At 57.7% G+C, this 21,280-nt stretch carries 20 protein-coding genes; 11 read left to right on the top strand and 9 right to left on the bottom strand.

The annotated features are described in order from the left end of the window. Positions 1 to 48 precede the first annotated feature (48 nt). On the bottom strand, positions 49 to 300 hold the full coding sequence (locus Q7C33_RS16980) for a hypothetical protein (protein WP_030138335.1): 252 nt from the start codon (positions 298 to 300) through the stop codon (positions 49 to 51). A 158-nt stretch (positions 301 to 458) separates the two neighbouring features. Between Q7C33_RS16980 and Q7C33_RS16985 the strand changes: the two genes are divergently transcribed. The 7 genes from Q7C33_RS16985 (at position 459) to Q7C33_RS17015 (ending at position 6,167) form a co-directional block, all read left to right on the top strand. Then, positions 459 to 935, top strand: coding sequence for a PaaI family thioesterase (locus Q7C33_RS16985; RefSeq protein ID WP_407683822.1), 477 nt, complete (start codon positions 459 to 461; stop codon positions 933 to 935). Beyond that, positions 932 to 1,393, top strand: a complete 462-nt coding sequence (locus Q7C33_RS16990; RefSeq protein ID WP_407683823.1) for a PaaI family thioesterase — start codon at positions 932 to 934, stop codon at positions 1,391 to 1,393. Before Q7C33_RS16985 ends, Q7C33_RS16990 begins: the two co-directional genes overlap by 4 nt. Before the next feature lie 421 nt (positions 1,394 to 1,814). After that, complete coding sequence (locus tag Q7C33_RS16995) at positions 1,815 to 2,576, top strand: 2OG-Fe dioxygenase family protein (RefSeq protein WP_407683824.1); 762 nt, start codon at positions 1,815 to 1,817, stop codon at positions 2,574 to 2,576. 33 nt (positions 2,577 to 2,609) lie between these two features. After that, a complete protein-coding gene (speD, locus tag Q7C33_RS17000; RefSeq protein WP_407683825.1) occupies positions 2,610 to 3,032 on the top strand; it encodes an adenosylmethionine decarboxylase in 423 nt (140 codons plus the stop codon). After that, positions 3,023 to 3,493: an ester cyclase gene (locus Q7C33_RS17005; RefSeq protein ID WP_407683826.1), complete on the top strand. Its 471-nt coding sequence runs from the start codon at positions 3,023 to 3,025 to the stop codon at positions 3,491 to 3,493. The genes speD and Q7C33_RS17005 overlap by 10 nt, the downstream gene beginning before the upstream one ends. A gap of 14 nt (positions 3,494 to 3,507) precedes the next feature. After that, the gene (locus tag Q7C33_RS17010; protein WP_407683827.1) at positions 3,508 to 4,686 is read left to right on the top strand and encodes an aminotransferase class V-fold PLP-dependent enzyme; all 1,179 of its coding nucleotides are present in this window, start codon (positions 3,508 to 3,510) and stop codon (positions 4,684 to 4,686) included. Positions 4,687 to 4,712: 26 nt separating this feature from the next. After that, positions 4,713 to 6,167, top strand: a complete 1,455-nt coding sequence (locus Q7C33_RS17015) for a glutamine synthetase family protein (protein ID WP_407683828.1) — start codon at positions 4,713 to 4,715, stop codon at positions 6,165 to 6,167. A gap of 42 nt (positions 6,168 to 6,209) precedes the next feature. Here the strand turns inward: Q7C33_RS17015 and Q7C33_RS17020 are convergent, their stop codons facing one another. Continuing rightward, a complete protein-coding gene (locus Q7C33_RS17020; protein WP_407683829.1) occupies positions 6,210 to 7,067 on the bottom strand; it encodes a DMT family transporter in 858 nt (285 codons plus the stop codon). A gap of 20 nt (positions 7,068 to 7,087) precedes the next feature. Next, a complete protein-coding gene (locus Q7C33_RS17025) occupies positions 7,088 to 7,999 on the bottom strand; it encodes a LysR family transcriptional regulator (protein ID WP_407683830.1) in 912 nt (303 codons plus the stop codon). 537 nt (positions 8,000 to 8,536) lie between these two features. Here Q7C33_RS17025 and htpG point away from each other — a divergent pair. Together htpG and Q7C33_RS17035 are read left to right on the top strand one after the other, a co-directional pair. Further along, positions 8,537 to 10,441 (top strand): molecular chaperone HtpG, encoded by a 1,905-nt coding sequence (gene htpG, locus Q7C33_RS17030; RefSeq protein ID WP_030138338.1) that lies wholly within the window; start codon positions 8,537 to 8,539, stop codon positions 10,439 to 10,441. A gap of 70 nt (positions 10,442 to 10,511) precedes the next feature. Further along, on the top strand, positions 10,512 to 11,240 hold the full coding sequence (locus Q7C33_RS17035) for a dienelactone hydrolase family protein (RefSeq protein WP_030138339.1): 729 nt from the start codon (positions 10,512 to 10,514) through the stop codon (positions 11,238 to 11,240). A 126-nt stretch (positions 11,241 to 11,366) separates the two neighbouring features. On the opposite strand, the gene Q7C33_RS17040 is transcribed toward Q7C33_RS17035, so the two are convergent. Beyond that, a complete protein-coding gene (locus Q7C33_RS17040) occupies positions 11,367 to 12,227 on the bottom strand; it encodes a pirin family protein (protein WP_217861463.1) in 861 nt (286 codons plus the stop codon). A gap of 144 nt (positions 12,228 to 12,371) precedes the next feature. Between Q7C33_RS17040 and Q7C33_RS17045 the strand changes: the two genes are divergently transcribed. Both Q7C33_RS17045 and Q7C33_RS17050 read left to right on the top strand, forming a co-directional pair. After that, positions 12,372 to 13,367: an amidohydrolase family protein gene (locus Q7C33_RS17045; protein ID WP_407683876.1), complete on the top strand. Its 996-nt coding sequence runs from the start codon at positions 12,372 to 12,374 to the stop codon at positions 13,365 to 13,367. 226 nt (positions 13,368 to 13,593) lie between these two features. Beyond that, the gene (locus tag Q7C33_RS17050; protein WP_030138342.1) at positions 13,594 to 14,058 is read left to right on the top strand and encodes a DUF3859 domain-containing protein; all 465 of its coding nucleotides are present in this window, start codon (positions 13,594 to 13,596) and stop codon (positions 14,056 to 14,058) included. Positions 14,059 to 14,287: 229 nt separating this feature from the next. Here Q7C33_RS17050 and fabB read toward each other — a convergent pair whose 3' ends face one another. The 5 genes from fabB to Q7C33_RS17075 all read right to left on the bottom strand — a co-directional run bounded on the left by fabB (position 14,288) and on the right by Q7C33_RS17075 (position 21,239). Continuing rightward, complete coding sequence (gene fabB / locus Q7C33_RS17055) at positions 14,288 to 15,508, bottom strand: beta-ketoacyl-ACP synthase I (RefSeq protein ID WP_030138343.1); 1,221 nt, start codon at positions 15,506 to 15,508, stop codon at positions 14,288 to 14,290. Positions 15,509 to 15,519: 11 nt separating this feature from the next. Beyond that, positions 15,520 to 16,035, bottom strand: a complete 516-nt coding sequence (gene fabA, locus Q7C33_RS17060; protein ID WP_030138344.1) for a 3-hydroxyacyl-[acyl-carrier-protein] dehydratase FabA — start codon at positions 16,033 to 16,035, stop codon at positions 15,520 to 15,522. A gap of 249 nt (positions 16,036 to 16,284) precedes the next feature. Further along, positions 16,285 to 18,186: an ATP-binding protein gene (locus Q7C33_RS17065; RefSeq protein ID WP_407683831.1), complete on the bottom strand. Its 1,902-nt coding sequence runs from the start codon at positions 18,184 to 18,186 to the stop codon at positions 16,285 to 16,287. Continuing rightward, a complete protein-coding gene (locus tag Q7C33_RS17070; protein ID WP_407683832.1) occupies positions 18,183 to 19,115 on the bottom strand; it encodes an ABC transporter substrate-binding protein in 933 nt (310 codons plus the stop codon). Before Q7C33_RS17070 ends, Q7C33_RS17065 begins: the two co-directional genes overlap by 4 nt. Continuing rightward, a complete protein-coding gene (locus tag Q7C33_RS17075; protein WP_407683833.1) occupies positions 19,116 to 21,239 on the bottom strand; it encodes a TonB-dependent receptor plug domain-containing protein in 2,124 nt (707 codons plus the stop codon). Positions 21,240 to 21,280: the final 41 nt, after the last annotated feature.

Genomic DNA, 21,280 nt, shown 5'->3' on the forward strand with positions numbered 1-21,280 from the left:
ACAAGAAAACCCGCACCAGGCGGGTTTTCTTTTGCTGCCAAAACCGTATCAGTTGGTTTTAGGCGCGGTGGCAGGTGCTTGTTCCTGCTGGGCGGCGCTGTTCGATTCAGACTGAGCTTTGGCAGCTTCGGCGTTTTCTTTCGCCGCGTCGTTCACTTTATCCTGTGCTTTGTTCATGTCTTGCTGAGCTTGTTCAGCGTGTTGGTTGGCATCTTGAGCTTTGTCCTCGGATTTTTTATCGCAGGCGGCGAGACCGAGGGAGGCGGCCAACATCAAGGCAATAGCAAAAGTCTTACGCATGGGGTGTTTCTCCTTATGGATATAACTACTGGCCGTTTGAGCGCGCCCCTTCAGGTTAAGTTCCTCTTTTGCTACAGATATATAACTTTGCACGCTCGCGGAACTTTAGCGAACACGCCCGTTGCCGGGCCTCTGCACAACCGAGGGCATTGATGGACATGGCTGAAGATCCCATTTTTGAGCGTGCGACGCGCTTTTTATCGGCCCTGCGACATTGCCAGGTGCTGGGCTTGAAGTTGCACGGCGCCAATCGTGACGGGCTGACGCTCGTCCTGCCGTTCAGCCCGAAAATCGTCGGCAACCCTCTGACGGGCATCATCCACGGCGGCGCGCTGACCTCATTGATGGACACCGCGTGCGGCATGTCGACCTTATGCGTGCTGCCGCAATTCGAAGTCTGCCCCACCCTCGACCTGCGCATCGACTACATGCACGCCGCCGAGCCCCACAAGGACGTCTACGGCTTCGCTCGATGTTATCGGGTGACCCCGGACGTGATTTTCACCCGGGGGTTCGCCTATCAAGACGATCCCGAGCAACCCATCGCCCATGTGGTGGGCACGTTCATGCGCCTGGGCCAGCATGCCAGGGGAATGGGCAAGGCCAGTCCGATAACCACCGTGGGCCAACCATGACCGATACCACCCAGGAACAACTGCGCCGCGCCTGCGAGCAGGGTGACTACGCGCTGCTGCTTGCCTCGATCCCCTATGCCCAACTCATCGGTGTCGAATGCGCGCGCCAGGGCGACGACTTGTTGTTTCGCCTGCCGGCCAACAAAGACAACATTGGTAACCCTTTGCTGCCGGCCATCCACGGCGGGGTCATCGCCGGCTTCATGGAGCTGGCAGGCGCCGTTCATCTGTTGATCGCCACCGGCACGCCGGGTGTGCCAAAGATCGTCGACTTTTCCCTGGATTACCTGCGCACCGGTCAGTTTCGCGACACCTATGCCAAATGCCAGGTCTGGCGCCAGGGGCGGCGGGTGGCCAACGTCGCGATCACCGCCTGGCAAGATGTCGAGGCCGAACCCATCGCCACCGCCCGGGCGCATTTCAAGATCCAGGATTCTCCAAAACCGGATCGCCCTTGAGTCATCCTCCGCATGGTATGCCACAACGGCTACAGCGTGTTCTCTCAAGACTTCCTTAAAGGCTTTGGTCGATACAGGGTGCTCGCGGTTTGACGCTGCTGCATGGAAAACAGAGGGCGCAAAAATGCTCGGCCTGGGGTGTTCATTAGCAGATAAATAAGTCATTGCACGGAACAAAGATTAAAAACTCAATTTAATGCTATTAAAAAATTATAGTTCATTGTTTTTATGAGGGTTTTGGTCGATGTGATTGTGTTTCAAACGCTTTCTTGTTTGTGGGTATTGACCGGGTGGTTGTCGGTTGGTCAGGATTGTTTCTGTTCAGGTGTCTATTTTCGGGGCGTTGAACATTAGTTGTGGACTGGGTTTCTACGCCGCCTGACGCCCACCAATTGATAAAAACTGGCAAAAGGACTTAAGAATGGACCTTAAGGCATTTGATAAGGTTGTCGTGCCCGCTCGCCTTGGTATATATGATTCGTCGATTTCGTTCCTTCATTCGCAAGTTGCACTGAAACAGCATGCCCTGGATAAACGGGACTCGCTGTACCAGGATTTTATAAGGTTTCAAACGGCGTTCAGTAACTTGCCCCTCGACGAATATATGAAAGAGGGCGATACCTATCGCCGGCGTCGTTTTAACGAAATGCTCCTTCGGGACGAGGGTGAGTGCATTTCACTGACCTTGAAACCGTCAAGAGGTTTTTATCAAGCCGCTACCGTCAATGGCTATTCGGGTGGGATCAATCGGGTCTACCAACCTCTAGAACCTTCGACGCTGAGTAATCCGTTTTTGCATCAACTGATCGTCGATATGTATTTGCTTTTACCTGCCGAACGCCGAGGCATTTCGCGGCTATGGGATATCGGTATCCACCTCTACCGGATTACCGCGCAGCCCCATGTGCCGGGCCACCCTGTACCGGAGGGACCGCACCGTGACGGTCACGAGTTCACCTCCATTACCTTAGTCAACCGGCACAATGTAGAGGGTGGCGAAAGTCTGTTTTGCGACCCGACGTCCACCGTGCGGTTACGGCACACCTTGAAGCAACCACTTGAAACTGCGCTGTTTGATGACGCGCAAGGCTTGCACGATGTTACGCCCATTTATTGTCAGGACCCTGCGAGGGATGGGTACAGGGATGTTTGTGGCTTTTCCCTAAATCCGGTCATGGAATAACGTTGGCCTTTAATTATTGTTTCGGGAGACGTTATGCAGAATACCGAGTGTGTCGCCGCGAACGTGTATGTGTTGTCGGATCAACAGGGGGCCTATGCGGGTAAACATCTGTTGGTTGATTTCTACGGTGCGAAAAATATCGACAGTGTCGAGCGTGTCAGTCAAGCATTGGTTGCCGGGGTCAAGGCTGCCGGCGCGACTTTGCTTCATCAGTACTTTCATTACTTCACGCCCAACGGTGGGGTGTCCGGCGTGTGTGTACTTGCGGAGTCCCATATTTCTATCCATAGCTGGCCGGAGTTCAACTATGCGGCGGTGGATATTTTTATGTGTGGTGATGCCGATCCCCACCGGGCCGTGGAGGTGCTTAAACAATCATTCTCACCGTCGGGCGTGCTCGTTGATGAGATTCGTCGCGGTAAAAACATTATTCAAGGAGTTGCAATATGTCCATAGATCTGATCCAGGAAAAAATGCGTAACGCTTATGTAAATATTTGGATTGGTGAAGTGTGGAATAAGGGGAATGTTAATTTTGTGGATTCGATTTTTCACCCTGACTTTGAGGATCATCGTCCCATTCCTCAGTTTCCCGGCAATGTAGAGGGCCATAAGTTGATGGCTGCTGACTGGCATCAGGCCTTCCCTGACGTGGTCTTCAACATCGAAGACGTCATTATTCAAGGGAATCTCCTTGCCGCACGTTATGTCGCAGAAGGTACCCACACAGGGGTGATTCTTGGGATCCAGGGCACGGGCGTTCCGGTGAGCTTGACCGGGATCGACATCTTTGGTTTCGAGAACGGTCTGGTGCGCCATTGGTGGCATGAAGAAGATTTCGACACGTTTATCAAACCGATCCTGACAGCCGACGCCGAACGAAAGAAAGAAAGCAATTTAGGCCGCAGAGGTCTCTGAGCAGGGGAAATGTCATGGGTAATGAAGGCAGGAATCACGCAATCGAAAAGGCTTATCGACGTGAGAAGTTCGTCATGCCCAGGGAGCTCACTTATTTGGCCGGCAATTCATTGGGCCCCGCGGTCGCCTCAGTCGCGGATCGCCTGGCGCGCATCAGTAACGATCAATGGGGACAGCACTTGGCAGGTGCCTGGAAGAAAAACGGGTGGTTAAGCGCGCCGGAGGAAATTGGGGACAAGATTTCCTTGTTATTGGGTGCAGACCAAGGCACGACCCTGGTGTGCGATAGCACCTCCATCAATTTATTCAAACTCTTGAATGCGGCGCTGGCCGTCGATCCTCAACGCAAGGTGATACTGACGGATCAAGGCAACTTCTCCACCGATCTCTACATCGCCAAGAGTGTCGGGCTGATCCATCGGGATGTCACGGTTCGTATCGTGCCACGTTCAACGCTGGTCGAAAGCCTCGACCCGTCTGTTGCCGTGTTGATGCTATCCCATGTCGACTATCGCTCGGGACAGGCCCATGACATGGCCTCATTCAATGAAAAAGCCAGGTCTGTGGGGGCGTTGACGCTCTGGGACGTGTCCCACAGCGTGGGCATTATGGCCTTGGACTTCAACGTAAGTGGCGTCGATATGGCGGTGGGTTGTGGGTATAAATACTTGAATGGCGGTCCGGGCGCCCCGGCCTTCGTTTACGTTAAAGCTGATCTTCAGAACACGCTGAGCAATCCGATTCAGGGGTGGTTAGGGCATGCTGAACCCTTTGTGTTCAGTGACAATTACGTGCCGGCCAGTGGGATCAAACGTTTGCAGGTTGGAACGCCCACGACCTTTTCCCTGGCCGCCTTGGAGGAGGGTGTGGATTTGCTTCTGGAAGCTGGAATACAGCTTGTCGAGCACGACAGCCGGGAATTGTTTGATGCCTTTATGGCAGGACTCGAACCCCTTGTGCGCAAAGGACACGTCCACTTCATGCATGATGTCCAACGCGGCAACGTCAGCGGCCATATAGGTTTTAAAGTCAATGACGCCGAGGCGCTGCACCATCGCTTGATGGCGGAAAATATTGTGACCGAATATCGCTATCCGGACTTGCTACGTATTGCCTTCAACCCGCTCTACACGACCGTGGATGAGATCAAGCGAACTGCTGCAAAACTAAAGCATTTGCTGGGCCAGCACTGAAAATTCAGCAAGGGGAGAATGGATCAATGGAGCATGAAATATTCAGGGACTCGCCCGAGCGAAAAGACAAACTGCTCAAGGCCTGGGAATACATTGAGAAAAGTGGAATCGAGTACGTTTATATGCAGTTTCCCTCTCTCACCGGCCGTCTGCAGGGTAAGGGGATTCCGGCCAAGCATTTTGTCGACATGTGCGAGAAGGGCTTCTCAATGGTGTACGGAGCCACAGTGAATGTGGCGCAGGATCGATTCGGCCAGTACCTGGGCTATCCGTCCAACGCCTCGGAACTGCTGGCTTACGCTGAACCTGAAACGTTGGTTCAGTTACCGTGGGATAAGCGCGTCGCACGGGTGTTCTGCACCCTGTTTCGCAACCCCAAGGACCGGGAATTTCCGGGCCAGCGACTCGATGCCGATTGTCGGGGTAGCCTGCGGACCATCCACCAGGCTTTCCAAGCCAAGCATGGTCTGCAACTGCGAGCTGGGATGGAGCCGGAAATGATGTGGCTGCGCAAACTGGAGGGGAAGCACCAGTATGTGGGTGTGACCGATCCGTGCTGCTATCACATTGGTCAGTTCGAGACGTTGCGTCCGGTGTATATGAAAGTCCTGGAGTACGCGCAGGCCATGGGCTTGGACATGATTCAAGGTGATCATGAAGATGCACCGGGTCAACTGGAGCTTAATTTTGCTTTCGACGATGTGCTTGCCAGTTGTGACCGACTGATGACTTACCGGCAAATCTGTCATCAGGTTGCGCAAGAGTTCAACCTGGTGGCCTGCTTTTTACCCAAGCCGTTTGCTGGCGTATCCGGCTCCGGATGCCACTTTAACTTGTCGTTATGGGACGGTGGGCGGGCGGTGTTTCGCGAAGATGTGTTTCCCCGGAGGTGTGGAATGGAGGAGGTTTATTGCCATTATGAAGGCGGCAATAATGTGTTCCTGCCGAGCGCAAGCGATTCGGGTCTCACCGATATTGGAAAGTACGCAATTGGCGGCATTCAGAAACACCTTAAGGCTCTGACCGCGATTGCTGCACCCACGGTCAACTCATACAAGCGTCTGTGGGAAACCGGTTTCTGGGCGCCAGTACGGGCTAATTGGGGTTACCAGAATCGTACCTGCGCGATCCGGGTTTCCGCGCCGGATCGAGTGGAATACCGAACCGCCGACTCCCTGGTCAACCCGTACCTGATGGCTGCTTCGTTGTTAAAGGCAATGGATGATGGCTTGTCCAACCAATATGAACCGGGCCCGGCAACGGACGCCGACAGCTATTCGGATCTTTCTGCTTCCACTGCCTTTGTCCCCCGAAGCCTCGGACAAGCGCTAGAAGCACTGGATAACGACCCCGTTGTGCTATCGGCGCTTCCTGGCGACATGAGTGATTTGTTCCGAAAGATCAAAATGAATGAGTGGGAGACGTTCTTGGCCACCGTCACCCATTGGGATTTCGATACCTACCTAAATCACACGCCCTAGCAGACTTGCCCCGGCAAGGGGCAGTGGCCATGCTGGGAGGTTTTAGTTCTTTTGTTCGACCCGGAAAGTCAGATAGTTTGAGACGAAGATAATCAGTGCGCCGACTAATACCCAGATTTCAAGGCTCTCGTTGTAGAGAAAAAATCCAACCACCGCAATGAGCGGTACCCTGAAAAAATCAATGGGTATGGCAATGGACGCGTCCATAACGCTCAATGCCTTGGCCATGGCGAAGTGTGCGCTTAATCCCGTTACACCTAACAATAAAATCCACGGGATGCATTCGAGATTCGGCGTTCGCCATTGTGCGAGGGATAGACCAAAACCCAGGGGTAGTTGTAGAAGTACCATCCAAATCACGATAATCGTCGGGCTGCTGGTCAATGTCAGTTTTTTAACCATTATGATGGATGTTGCATAACCCATGGCGGCGAGCAAAACGATAAGTGCGGCGACATCAATACTGTCTATGCCAGGTCTTAGAACTACCAAAACACCCACGAAACCGCCAATGGCCGCAAGCACTCTGGCGGAGGAAATTCTTTCCTTCAAAAATAAAAACGCCAACAGGGAAACCCATATTGGCGTGGTGAACTCCAGGGCGAAGACCTTAACCAGTGGAAGTGAGGCCACACCAACAGTCCAGGCATATTGCCCTGCGAAATGAACCGCATTCCTACCGATTTGCATGCCCAGATTTAGTGTTTGTTGGAGTTGGGCACGCTGTTTGTAAATAACCGGCGAAATAATAATCAGCCCTATGAATGACCTGAAAAACAGAATTTCGAAGATCGACATGAACGTGGAAAGTTCTCGGGATGCGACGGCCATGCCAATGAATGACAGCAGGCTCGCTATCATCCACAGTGCTCCACTTAGGGGCAGCTTTACTTGATGCATCTATGATCCTCTTTATCCGATCATTGCTCGTGTAAGTGAAAATGGGTCGTCCCCAGCCTCGCGACTAAATAATCAATAAAGCGGCGAGCCTTTAGCGGCAACCTGATGCAGTTGGGGTAAAGAACGTTGACGGGAAGGGCAGAGAACTCATAATTTGGAAACAACCGAATAAGTTTGTTGGCTTGAATGTCATCTTTGAGCATCCAGGCAGGCAAGGCGGCTATTCCAAGCGAAGAAAGGGCCATTCTGTGGATCAAGGTCAGCGAGTTCGAGCCATAGCGAATAGCGGGCTTTATGACGAATTGCTCTGTCTGACCTTTTCTTAGAATCCACTTCCCTTCTTTGTAGAGTTGTTCATTGGCGATCCATGGTAGGGTGTTAAGACAGTTGATGTCTTTCAATGAGTGTCGTTTGGTGAACTCCGGAGTTGCGATCAGATAACTCTGGAATTCAGATATTTTTCGGCATTTGAATGACGAATTTTGAAGGTTGCCAAAATAGATAGCAAGGTCGTGTCTGCCGCTGGCTAAGTTGGAAAGAGGTGCGCCGACATCATGGATGATTTTTAGCTGGGGGTGTAGCTTTGAGAATTCAACGACGATCGGCAAAATGAAGCGCGACCCGTAATCCCGGGGTGATACGACCCGCAGTACGCCGCAGACGTGTTTCGAGTTGTCTTTTAAGGTTTCAAGAGAACAGTCAATTCGCTGTTTGATGTCGATAAAGTCATCGTAGAAACGTTGCCCGGCTTCTGTTAGAACTAATGTTCGGGTAGTTCTACTGATTAGGGTTGTGCCCAAAGAGCGTTCAAGTTCTTTGATGTGGATGCTGACCATGCCAGTACTAAGATTGAGCTGTGCTGCTGCACGGGAGAACGACCTGAGTTCAGCAACTTTTAGATAAGCAAGGATCCTGTTGTAGTTGAAGTCCATTATCGTTCCAGCCCCTTGGGTTGCTGAGCTTAAATAATTAACTATGCTCGGCGTGGTGGGGCGTACGATACAACGCGATAGTAGCTGTGGCAATGGTGTCTGAAAATTTGTGCCGAGGATGGAGGTGATGTCTGAAATTTCTGACAGATGCAGGTGGTTAGTTCTGACAGGCGAGCGTCGCGAATCATGGTTCAGATATTAAATCGTAAAAATTAAAGGGTTGTTATGTATGTTTTTTATATGCCATTGATACGATGTCCTATAAATATTGACGATGTGACAAGAGATGCCCGCTGGTCAGCAGGGACAACATTGGTAACCTTTATTCCCTGCAATCCATGATGGGGTTCTTGTTGGTCTCGTGATGTTGTCGCTGACGAAGCCCCGCCCAGCCCATCGCCACCGCCCCATTTCAATATCCAGAAACCTTCAAAACCGGATCGCCCTTGAAATCATCACCGTTGCCCCCACCTTGAGGACATCCCGCCGCCAATCTCTGCGAGGCGGACACCACCATCCACTTGGAGTTTGATGACCATGAGCGTGGAAACTCAAAAGGAAACCCTGGGCTTCCAGACCGAGGTGAAGCAACTGCTGCACCTGATGATTCACTCGCTGTATTCGAATAAGGAAATTTTCCTCCGCGAGCTGATTTCGAACGCCTCCGACGCTGTCGACAAATTACGTTTCGAAGCGCTGTCCAAGCCAGAACTGCTGGAAGGCGGCGCCGAGCTGAAAATCCGTGTGAGCTTCGACAAGGACGCGAAAACCGTCACCCTCGAAGACAACGGTATCGGCATGAGCCGCGACGAGGTGATCACGCACCTGGGCACCATCGCCAAGTCCGGCACCGCCGATTTCATGAAGAACCTGTCCGGCGACCAGAAGAAGGATTCGCACCTGATCGGCCAGTTTGGCGTCGGTTTCTATTCCGCGTTCATCGTCGCCGACCACGTCGAAGTGTTCAGCCGCCGTGCCGGCCTCGCAGCGAGCGAAGGCGTGCACTGGTCGTCCAAGGGCGAGGGCGAGTTTGAAGTCGCGACCCTCGACAAGGCTGATCGCGGCACCCGCATCGTCCTGCACCTCAAGTCTGGCGAAGAAGAGTTCGCCGATGGCTGGCGCCTGCGCAACATCATCAAGAAGTACTCAGACCACATCGCGCTGCCAATCGAGCTGCCGAAGGAAGTCACCGCGGCCGAAGGCGAAGAAAAGCCTGAAGTGGAATGGGAAACCGTCAACCGCGCCAGTGCCCTCTGGACCCGTCCTCGCACCGAGATCAAGGACGAGGAATACCAGGAGTTCTACAAGCACATCGGTCATGACTACGAGAATCCGCTGAGCTGGAGCCATAACAAGGTCGAAGGCAAGCTGGAATACAGCTCGCTGCTGTACGTGCCGGCCCGTGCGCCGTTCGATCTGTACCAGCGCGAAGCGCCACGCGGCCTGAAGCTGTACGTGCAGCGTGTGTTCGTGATGGACCAGGCCGAATCGTTCCTGCCGCTGTACCTGCGCTTCATCAAGGGTGTGGTGGACTCCAACGACCTGTCGCTGAACGTTTCGCGGGAAATCCTGCAGAAAGATCCGATCATCGATTCCATGAAGTCGGCGCTGACCAAGCGCGTCTTGGACATGCTGGAAAAACTGGCGAAGAACGAGCCTGAGCAGTACAAGGGCTTCTGGAAGAACTTCGGCCAGGTAATGAAGGAAGGTCCGGCCGAAGACTTCGCCAACAAGGAGAAGATTGCCGGCCTGCTGCGCTTTGCCTCGACCCAGGGCGACGACGGCGAGCAGATCGTTGGCCTGGCCGATTACCTGGCCCGCGCCAAGGAAGGCCAGGACAAGATCTATTACCTGACCGGCGAGACTTATGCACAGGTCAAGAACAGTCCGCACCTGGAAGTCTTCCGCAAGAAAGGCATCGAAGTGCTGCTGCTCACCGATCGCATCGACGAGTGGCTGATGAGCTACCTCAACGAATTCGACGGCAAGAGCTTCGTCGACGTGGCCCGTGGCGACCTGGACCTTGGCAACCTGGATTCGGAAGAAGACAAGAAGGCCGCCGAGGAAGTGGCCAAGAGCAAGGAAGGCCTGGTGGAGCGGATCAAGACTGCGTTGGGCGATGCCGTCAGCGAAGTACGCGTTTCCCACCGCCTGACCGATTCCCCGGCGATCCTGGCCATCGGCGAGCAGGACCTGGGTCTGCAAATGCGCCAGATCCTCGAAGCCAGCGGCCAGAAAGTCCCGGATTCCAAGCCGATCTTCGAATTCAACCCGGCTCACCCGCTGGTGGAGAAGCTCGACAACGAGCAGAGCGAAGAGCGTTTTGGCGACCTGTCGCACATCCTCTTTGACCAGGCGGCCCTGGCGGCCGGCGACAGCCTGAAAGACCCGGCGGCCTATGTCCGTCGCCTGAACAAGCTGTTGGTTGAATTGTCAGCTTAATCACGTTGTAGGAAAAACCCGCTTCGGCGGGTTTTTTCATTTCCATTGTTCCGCCAAGGGGAAGTCAACTATGAGTCAGATTACGGTTCGTTCGGTGGTGTATCAGCTCGATGGCCAAACCTATGAAAGCCGCCTGGCCTTCGATACCCACCAGCAGGGGCCGCGCCCGGGTTTGCTGATGGCACCGAATTGGATGGGCGTAGGGGCAGGAGCCGAGGAAATCGCCAGGTCAGTGGCGGCGAACGGTTACGTGGTGCTGATTGCCGATCTGTATGGGCAAACCGTGCGCCCGTCCAATGCCGACGAGGCCGGTGCGGCGATGATGCCGCTCAAGAATGACCGAGCCTTGTTGCGCAAGCGCATGCAGGCCGCGTTCGAGCAGTTGCAAAGCCAGGGCGAAGCGCAGGTCGACGTTTCGAAACTGGCCACGTTTGGCTTTTGCTTTGGCGGTTGCTGTTCCCTGGAACTGGCTCGCACCGGGGCGCCGCTCAAGGCCGCGATTTCGTTCCACGGCACCCTGGATACGCCCAACCCGGCCGATGCGCAGAACATCCAGGGCGCCGTCCTGGTCATGCACGGCGCCTCCGACCCATTGGTGCCGAAAGAACAACTGCCGGCCTTCGAAGATGAGATGAACGCGGCCGGGGTGGATTGGCAACTGCTGAGCTACGGCGGCGCGGTACATTCGTTCACCGACCCGCAGGCCAATGTGCCGGGCAAGATGATGTACAACGCCAAGGTCGCCGGGCGGGCGTTCCGCTCGATGCACAACTTGCTCGATGAAGTGTTCAAGGGCTGATGGTCTGACATAGCCCCGTGGCGAGGGAGCTTGCTCCCGCTGGGCTGCGCAGCGGCCCCGCTTTTTTCTGCGGTTGCTGCGCAACCGAGCGGGAGCAAGCTCCCTCGCCACGGGATGTGTATAACTCTAGGGCAGTTCGATCCGTTCGCTTTCCCCAGGTACGCTCGGCCAGTCCCCGGCCGCCCAGCGCCGGCGGGCTTCGTCTATCCGGGCCGGGTCGCTCGAGACGAAGTTCCAGTTCATCCGCCGAGGTCCGTCCAGGGGGGCGCCGCCGAACAGCATGGCATGGCAATCGCTGTCGGCCGACAGCGTCATCTCTTCTCCGGCTGGCAATATGACCAGCGCATGAGGCTCCAGCGGCTCACCGTCCAATTGTGCTTCACCCTCCAGGACATACAGTGCGCGCTCTTCATGCTCAGTGGGGATCAACAAGGTCGTCGCGGTCTGCAGGTGCAGTTCGGCATACAACGTAGGCGACAGCACCGGCACCGGCGATTCTAGGCAAAAGCCTGACCCGGCGATCATGCGGATGCTGACGCCCAGGTTCTCGCTGACCGGTAGACTTTTCGCGGGATGATGACTGTAGTGCCCAGGTCCTTCTTCGTGCGATAGGGGTGAGGCCAGCCAGACTTGCAGCCCATGCATGACAAAACCTCGTTCCACCAATGCCTGTGGAGTGCGCTCGACATGGGCAATGGCGCTGCCGGCGGTCATCCAACTGACGTCCCCGGCGTTGACCACCTGATCGGAACCGAGGCTGTCCTTATGCTGGATCTGGCCCTCGAACAGGTAGGTGAGGGTGGATAGGCCGATATGTGGGTGCTGGCGGATGTTCATGCCTTTACCCGCCGGGTAGGACGTTTGCAGCATATGGTCGAAAAACACGAAAGGTCCGACGCTGCGACATTTGGCGGACGGCAACGGCCGAAGAATCGGCTGGCCTTCCACGTCTTCTGCACGGGGGCGAACGATCAGGGGAGCGGTCATGGTGTCTTCCAGGTTGAACGACGAATCGGCAAAGCATAACCCGAGGTTGCAACGGACGGCAGCGACGGCTTGAACCCAGGCGGGACGGCGGGGGTCTATGCTGCTCATGGCTTCTGGAGAGTGCCCGTGTCGTCGATCCGTCTGATGTTCGCTTGTCTGCTGGCCGTTGCGAGCAGCGCCGCCGTGGCCCGCGAATATGCCTACAGTGATGCACACCTGCATTACGTCGATTTCTTCCAGGAAACCGCCGGCATGCCCAAGCTGCTCAAGGCGATGGCGGAAAATCGCATTGAGCACGTCATGATTTCCGGCGTGCCCGTGGCGAAGAAATGGCACGAAGACGAACCCAAGCGCCCGCGTTATTACGCCGGTGACGATGCGGACGCCTACTGGTACAGCGCCACCGATGTGATTGTCGCTGCGGCGGTCTCCAAGCTCCCCGCCGAACAACGCCAGCACTTCCATCCGTTCCTGTCAGGCTTCAACCCCAACGACAAGAACTCCGACGCCCATATCCAGCGCATGCTCGATCTCTATCCGGGGCTGTGGCAAGGCATTGGCGAAGTATTCACGCGCCACGACGACCTGACGGCGCTGACCTCGGGCGACACGCCCCGCGCCAACAACGAGGCCATGACGCGGATCTATCACCTGGCGGCAGAGAACGACCTGCCGGTGATGCTGCATTCCAACATCACTTCCAAGCGTGAGAAAAATCCGCTGTACCTGGCGGAAATCGAAGAGCCGTTGCGTAATCATCCACACACACGGTTCATCTGGGCTCATGCTGGCACGAGCCTGGAGATTCACCGGCACCAGACCCAGCTGGATTTTCTGCTGCCTACTCTGACGCGGATGCTCGAGTCATACCCCAATCTTTTCATCGACCTGTCCTGGAGCCTGCTCACGCCGTATTTGCTGGATGAGGCGGGCAAGCCCCGGGATGAATGGTTGAAGCTGGTAGAGCGCTTCCCGGAGCGCTTCATGGTGGGGTCGGACGTAGTAGGGCGATTCAACAAGTTGGGTAAGGAACTGCACAGCTTCGATCCGTTCCTCGATGCCTTGCCTGAGGACGTAGCGAGGAAGGTGGCGCGGGATAACTTTTTGGCGATATTGCCTCGCTCAGTGGCAATGGAATAGCCATTCTGTGTGGCGAGGGGATTTATCCCCGCTGGACTGCGCAGCAGGCCCAAAACTGACGAGCATGTTCGGTCTGACACACCGAAGTGACAGGTTTTAGGGGCCGCTTCGCGACCCAGCGGGGATAAATCCCCTCGCCACAAGAGCATCAGGGTGCATTGGCTTTGTCATCAGCCTGTCACCCCCGCGTCATACCCTCGCGCTCATCTCAATCAAGGAGCGCACCATGCACCTCACCCGTTCAAGCGCACTGCTCGCGTTGTTGTTGACCTGCGGCCTGGCCCAGGCGGAAGTCCGTGTCGAAGGCCCGGTGGAATATGGGGTCTTCGAAGGGCCGAAGGCCGAGTTGCAGTCGGGCGAGCGGGTCCTGCGTCGCAGCAATGAGCAGATCCGCCAGACCGAAAGTGTTCCGGCCAAGCTGGGCACAAAGTTCGGCATGCGCTACCAGTTGGCGGGCAAGATCGAGAATGACCAGCCGCTGACCTTGCTGTATTTCACGCCGGGCATCCGTACGCCCGATGGCGTGCGCCACGACAAGTTCGAAGTTATCCAGAAACTGGTGCCCGGCGCGCCGCAGGATGTCATGGCCTACGAATTCACCGAAAGCCACGAAGTGGTACCGGGGGAGTGGCGGTTCATGGTGTTCCAAGGCGATCGGCTGCTGACGCAGCAGCGGTTTGTCGTGCGCTAAGTTGAAATTAACTGTGTGCGAGCTTGCTCGCGATGGCGTCGGATCAGTCAGTATCAAGGTTGGCTGATCCACCGCTATCGCGAGCAAGCTCGCTCCCACAAAGATTTCCATCGCTTTTGAACGGACAAAAAAACGCCCCGAACCAGTCGGGGCGTTTTTGTTGGCTCCTGTAGGCGCTGGCGAAGCCTGCGATCTTTTCGCATTAAAAGATCGCAGCCTGCGGCAGCTCCTACGCGCCCTGCCAGCGCTTCATCACCAGGGTGGCGTTGGTGCCACCGAAGCCGAAGCTGTTGCTCATCACGGTGTTGATGGTGGCATTTTCGCGAGTCTTGGTCAGGATTGGCAGGTCGGCCACTTCCGGGTCCAGCTCGTCGATGTTGGCCGAACCGGCCATGAAGTTGCCTTCCATCATCAGCATGCAATAGATCGCTTCGTGGACGCCGGCGGCACCCAGGGAGTGACCCGAGAGGCTCTTGGTGGAGCTGATGGCCGGGGCCTTGTCGCCGAACACTTCACGCACACCTTTCATCTCCGCGACGTCGCCGACCGGGGTCGAGGTGCCGTGGGTGTTCAGGTAGTCGATCGGTGTGTCGACAGTGGACATGGCCATCTGCATGCAGCGCACGGCACCTTCACCGCTCGGCGCGACCATGTCGTAGCCGTCGGAAGTGGCGCCGTAGCCGACGATTTCCGCGTAGATCTTCGCACCACGGGCGAGGGCGTGTTCCAGCTCCTCGACCACGACCATGCCACCACCGCCGGCGATGACGAAACCGTCACGGTCGGCGTCGTAGGCGCGTGAAGCGGTTTGCGGTGTGTCGTTGCGTTTGCTGGACAGGGCGCCCATCGCATCGAACAGGAACGACTGGCTCCAATGTTCTTCTTCACCGCCGCCGGCGAACACGATGTCCTGCTTGCCCATCTGGATCTGCTCGACCGCGGTGCCAATGCAGTGGGCACTGGTGGCGCAAGCGGAGGAGATCGAGTAGTTCAGGCCCTTGATCTTGAAAGGGGTGGCCAGGCAAGCCGAAACGGTGCTACCCATGGTCCGCGTGACGCGGTACGGGCCGACACGCTTGACGCCTTTTTCGCGCAGGATGTCCAGCGCTTCCATCTGGTTCAAGGTCGACGCACCGCCGGAACCGGCGATCAGGCCGGTGCGCACGTTGGACACCTGCTCGTCGGTCAGGCCGGAGTCAGCAATGGCGTCTTTCATGGCCAGGTAGGCATAAGCCGCCGCGTGGCCGACGAAACGGTAGATCTTGCGATCGATCAGCTCTTCGAGGTTCAGGTCAATGGAGCCGGAAACCTGGCTACGCAGACCCATTTCGGCATATTCCGGGTTGTACCGGATGCCAGGGCGACTTGCACGCAGGTTAGCGGAGACGGTCTCTTTGTCATTGCCCAGGCACGAAACGATGCCCAGACCAGTGATAACGACGCGGCGCATGCGGATAACCCTTAGAAGTTGTCAGTGGAGGTGAAAACGCCGACCCGAAGGCCTTCGGCGGTGTAGATCTCGCGACCATCCACGGCAACCGAACCATCGGCAATGGCCATGTTCAGCTTGCCCTTGAGGACGCGTTTGATATGAATGTTATAGGTGATCTTCTTCGCAGTCGGCAGTACCTGACCGAAGAACTTCACTTCGCCCGAACCCAGGGCGCGACCGCGGCCTGGCAGGCCCTGCCAGCCGAGGAAAAAGCCGACCAGTTGCCACATGGCGTCGAGGCCCAGGCAGCCGGGCATCACCGGGTCACCTTCGAAGTGACAGGCGAAGAACCACAGGTCCGGAGTGATATCCAGCTCGGCGACCAATTCACCTTTGCCGTACTTGCCACCCTCATCGCTGATATGGGTGATGCGATCCACCATCAGCATGTTCGGGGCGGGCAGTTGCGCGTTACCTGGGCCGAACAGCTCACCGCGACTGCAGCGCAGCAGATCTTCCCGAGTAAAGGCGTTTTGTTTGGTCATGCGAGCTCCTCAATAGTCCCATGCGGCAGGGTGGGGCAAATCTTCCCGGCCGATCGAAGCGTTCATGCCTCGAGTCGGCAGCCTACTCATAGACTATTGCGTTGTAGTGAAAGTCACAGCACACGGGAAATGAATGTACACCTGTGCACTGAAATTGTTATTCCTGTCCCGCTCGAGGCGTGTCCGGGTGCTTAAGACTGCCGCACTTTCGCCTTTCACGCCAGTCGCAGATAGTCCAACGCCCCGTATTTACCCTACCCAGCGTTGGAGAGTCTGCTGCAAGTCAATTCGCTTGAAGGGTTTGGCCAAGTAATCGTTCATGCCTGCCGCCAGGCAGGCTTCCCGGTCGCCCTGCAATGCATTGGCTGTCAGGGCGATGATGGGCACCTCGGTACAGCCCGGCAATTGGCGGATCTGCCGGGTGGCTTCGTAGCCATCGATGACCGGCAACCGGCAGTCCATCAGGATCGCTTCGAAAATCAGGCTCTCGGCGCTGCGTACGGCCTGGGCGCCATCGGTGGCGACGCTGACCTTGAAACCCAGGCTGCGCAGCATGGCTTCGATCACCGTTTGGTTCACCGGGTTGTCTTCTACCAGCAGGACATTGCGGCCTTCTCCATCACGGCTTCCGCCAGGCAGGCGTGGAGGCAACGGCGGTGGGGCCAGGCGCGACAGGGCCAGGGGGATCTCCAGGGTAAACACCGAGCCCTGGCCTTCCTCGCTCTGGGCGCGCAGCGTGCCGCCCATGCGTTCGGCCAGGGTGCGCGCGATCGGCAAGCCCAGGCCCGTGCCGCCGTAGCGCCGGGAAATCGAACTGTCGGCCTGCTGGAACGCGTCGAACATCCGCTCCAGGCTCTCGGCCGGGATACCGATGCCGCTGTCACGTACCGTGCAGGTGAACCAGAGTAGTTCGTGGTCCAGGGCTTGCCATTGGCATTGCACGGTAACGCGGCCCTGGTCGGTGAACTTCAGCGCGTTGCCGATCAGGTTCACCAGGATCTGCCGGATCCGCGTCGGGTCGCCTTGTACCCGCAGCGGCTTCAGGTCGTCGGGGATAAGTAGGTCCAGGCCCAGCTTGCGTTGCGCGGCGCTGTGTTGGAACGACTGGGCGCAACTGCCCACCAGCTCCGCCAGGTTGAACGCAATGTGTTCCAACTCCAGTGCGGAGCGTTCGATACGCGAGAAATCGAGGATGTCGTTGATCACCTTCAACAGGTGCTCGGTGGACTCCGAGGCCAGCGCGGTGTACTCGTGCTGCTCGTCGGTCATGTGGGTGGTTTCCAGCAGTTGCAGCATGCCCAGCACGCCGTTCATCGGCGTGCGCAGCTCATGGCTCATCATCGCCAGGAATTCGGACTTGGCGCTGTTGGCCTTTTCCGCTTCTTCCCGGGTCTTGATCAACTGGGCCATGGCCTGGTGCTGTTCACGGCTGGCCTGCTCGAGGCCGTCGGCGAGGTTGTTGATGTGCCGCGACAATGCCCCCAGTTCGCCGTCGTCGACGATCGGCAGCGGGGCGTTGTAGTCGCCTTGCTGGATCGCCTTGACCGCGTTGCCGATGTCGCGGATCGGCCGTGACAGGTCGGCCGCCAGGCGCCGCGCCACCAGGAACGTGAACAGCAGGGCGAACAACGCCAGGATCGCGGCCTTGAGCAGGATTTCCTGCTGACGCTGGCTGAAGGCGTCGCTGGACATGCCGACGATCACCCGGCCCAGGTAATCCTCGCCGGGCGTTTCGGTGGTCGGATTATTGCCTTGCAGGAAGTCATTGTTCAGGGCAATGCGCTGCAGGCGAACCGGGGCCTGGAACACTTCCACCTGTTGTGAATGGTTGCGGGCCTGGGCCGGTTGCTCGACGTACACCAGGACTCGCTCCGTGCGGTCCTGGACCTCGAGGAAACGCACGTGGGGCGTGGCCAGGGTCGCGGTGAGCAGGCTTTCCAGCACTTCGTTGTTGCCGGAAATGACCCCGTATTCCGCTGCCGGCGCCAGTTGGTTGGCGATCAGTTGCCCGGTGTGGTTGAGTTCCTGGCGCAAGTCCTGGATCCGCACGAAGGTGAAGAAGCCGATCAGCAACACGGTCAACAACAAGGCCGGGCCGAGGGCGATGAGCTGGGTGCGGGTGTGGATATCCCAACGACGACGCAAGGTCATGGGCGGTGTTCTCCTTCTGCCAACTGCGCAGCGACGGATTCGGCATCGATCGGTTCGATCCCCAGGGAACGGGCGACCTGTTGATTGCTCAGGACTTTGAAGCGGGGCGGGTACAGGGTGCGCGGCCAGGTGGTGGCGGGGCGGTCGAGCAGATCATCGAGAATCGCCAGCCAGTCTTCCTGGTCGCTGTATGTACTGGCCAGGCTGCCCGCCTTGACGAAGGCCGGGCTCGGGCCGATCAGCGCGCGTTGCCGGGCATAACTGCTGAGCAACAGATTCTTCACCGTCTTGGGGTTGTACAGGTCGGGATCATCCAGGCCGAGCAACACGTCGCTCTGGCCCAGCAGGTTCTGTAACGGGCGGCTGTCGCTGCTGTCGTCCCAGCGCTCGCCGACAATTTCCAGGCCCAGGGCAAGCGCCGCCTGATGAGCATCCTTGAGCAGGAACTCGCTGTGCTTGTCGAACAATATGCCGACCCGTCGCACTTGCGGCAGGATCTGGCGAATCAGGCGCAATTGCCGCGCCATCGGCGGATCGCTCCAGAGCAGGCTCAGGTGCTCGGGCGTTGCATCGCCCAGGCGATCGCGGGCTTGCTGGCGACTGATCCGTAGCACCAGGGTCGCCGGTCCGCGGATCTTTTGCAGCCGCCAGTCAAGGCTCGGCAAATCCAGCAGCACCAGGCGCAGGTCGCCGGGTAACCGGTCCGGCGCCGGCAGGCCGGCCACGGGGGCAAACCGAACATTGTCGTAGGGGCGTCGGGCCTGCAAGGCCTGGGTAAACGACTGCACGCCGGGACTGTCCTGGGCGCCGGTCAGTAGGATCTCCGCAGCGCGGGCCTCAACGACGCTCAGCAGACTGGCAAAAGCCACCCACAGCAGCAGCGACAGGCGGCCACGGGATGGCGTCTTGTGTGGTTGGCGCCGAGACATCTAGAAGGACAACTCTGCGCTGAAATACAGGACGTGACGGGAGTCGTAGCGATTATCGACGTAGGTGGTCGGTTGATCGTCGAGGCGCTGTTGCATCACCCCCGCCAGCTCCAGGCTGGCCTTGCCCAAGGGGATTCGCCGGGCGAGGCGGGTGTCGACCCGCTCGTAGCGATAACCATTGAGGGCATCGGCGGCGTAATAGAAGACCGCGCTGTTCCAACCCTGGCCCCAATCGCGCAGCCAGCCGGCGGAACCACTGTTGCGGGCGGTCAGTTGTTCGTCGAGGGGGTTGCTCGCCAGAGCATCGACGTAGGCGTAAGTCAGGCGCAGCCGATCGGCAAGGGCCACGCGCCAGTCCAATTGGGTCTCGGCACCGGTGAATTGCGATTCGTTGCTGTTGCTGGCGATGTATTGGTTGTTGCGCAGCGGCTCGCTGATCATGCCGGTGATTTCGTCATGGAACAGCTTCACATCCATCGTCAGGCCAAGGTCCATGAAATAGCCGTTGTAACCGAGCTCTCGGGAGCGCATGTGCTCTTGATCCAGGTTCCCCGGGCCGCGCGTGCGTACGAAATAGCGTGCACTGTCCTGGCCGAACGCGGACGGCTGCAGGTTGGAGACTTGATAGCTCCAATTGACGTTGTTCTCGAACATGTCCGGCGAACGCACCGCCTCGGAATACACCGCCCGCAGGCCATGTCGCGGGGTGATCAGGTAGTTCACCGCCATCCGCGGTGTCAGCGAACTGCCGGTCAGGCGCGTGTCCTCGAACATCGCGCCGCCCTGCAGCAGCCAGTGTTCGCTGGCTCGCCATTCGAGCTGGCCGAACAAACGGTAGGTGGTGTCGTCCAGCGTACCGTTGAAGTAGGTCTCCGAGTCGGCCCGGTCGTAGCGATAATTCGCCCCGGTGACCAGCCGCAGGCTGTCGGACAGGCTGAGGGTGTCCTGGATCTCCAGGTCATAGCGCGACTCCCGGGCGCTTTGGTCGATGTCGCCGCACAGTGTCTGGGAAGCGCCGTTGCGCCACTGATCGAGCACCTGATTGGCCAGTGCCTGTTCCTGTGCGGTACCGGGCGGCGCGCCCGAGCCGAGGAAGCTCGGAATGTTGCGGGCCAGCTTCTCGGCGTAGTTGGGGTTGAGCTGCCAGAGGTCGGTCAATTGCGGGCTGAAGGACACCTCGGCATCACAGGCGCGCCAGGTTTGCTGGCGATCCCAATGCTGGATCGAGCCTTGTACATAGAGGCTGTGATTGGGGTTCAGGTCCAGGTTCCAGCGCAGCGAACCGGCGTAATCCTTGGCGATGACGTCAGAATTATCCCCAGCCGCTGTAATCCCGGCGAACACAGGGCGATAGGTGTAGGGCCGCTGATTGGTCCCGTCCTTGGCGTTCAATTGCCAATCGATGCTCTGGGATTCGTCCAGGGTTTGGCTGACGGACAGGTTGAAGCGGTCCAGTCGCCGGCTGTCGCGGTAATCGGCGCCGTTGCGGTCACTGTCGAAACCGTCGTCTTCCTGGCCGGACAGCGAGAGTCGGAAATCGCCGTTTTCCCAACCGCTGCCCTGGCTGGCATACCAGTCGCCAATCCCTCGCTGGCCCCGGGTGATCTTCAGTCGGGTGCCGTGGCTGTTGGCCGGGGCGCGGGTAATGATGTTGACCACCGCCATCAACGCGTTGGCACCGTAGCTGACGGTGTTCGGGCCCCGGAAGACTTCGATTCGGTCGATGTCTTCCATGGCGACCGGAATATCGCTCCAATCCACGGTCGCCAGGCCGGCGCGATACACCGAACGGCCATCGATCAACACCTGCATGCGCCGCGCTTCGCTGGCGTTGGTCCCGTGGTAATTGACGGTGGCCTGGTTGCCGCTGAGATTGCCGACCATCATGCCCGGCACCAGGCGCAACAGTTCGCTGATGTCCCGGGCGCCGCTGGCCTTGATCAATTCACGATCGAGCACGGTCATGCTGCCCGGCACTGCGGCGGGCGACTGTTTCAGGCGCGTGGCGGTCAACACCTGGGGCACGGCCTGGCTGTCCACGAACAAGTCGTCGGCCACTACCGGCGGACTGATGATCAGCGCCAATAGCAGTGAAGAACCTGGACGGGAGGGGCCAACGAACACGGCACAGCCTTGGATAATGGAAGGATGGCAGGCATGTTAAC

Origin of the sequence: Pseudomonas sp. BP11-1-1 (assembly GCF_052112105.1) — a bacterium.
GTDB lineage: Bacteria > Pseudomonadota > Gammaproteobacteria > Pseudomonadales > Pseudomonadaceae > Aquipseudomonas > Aquipseudomonas alvandae.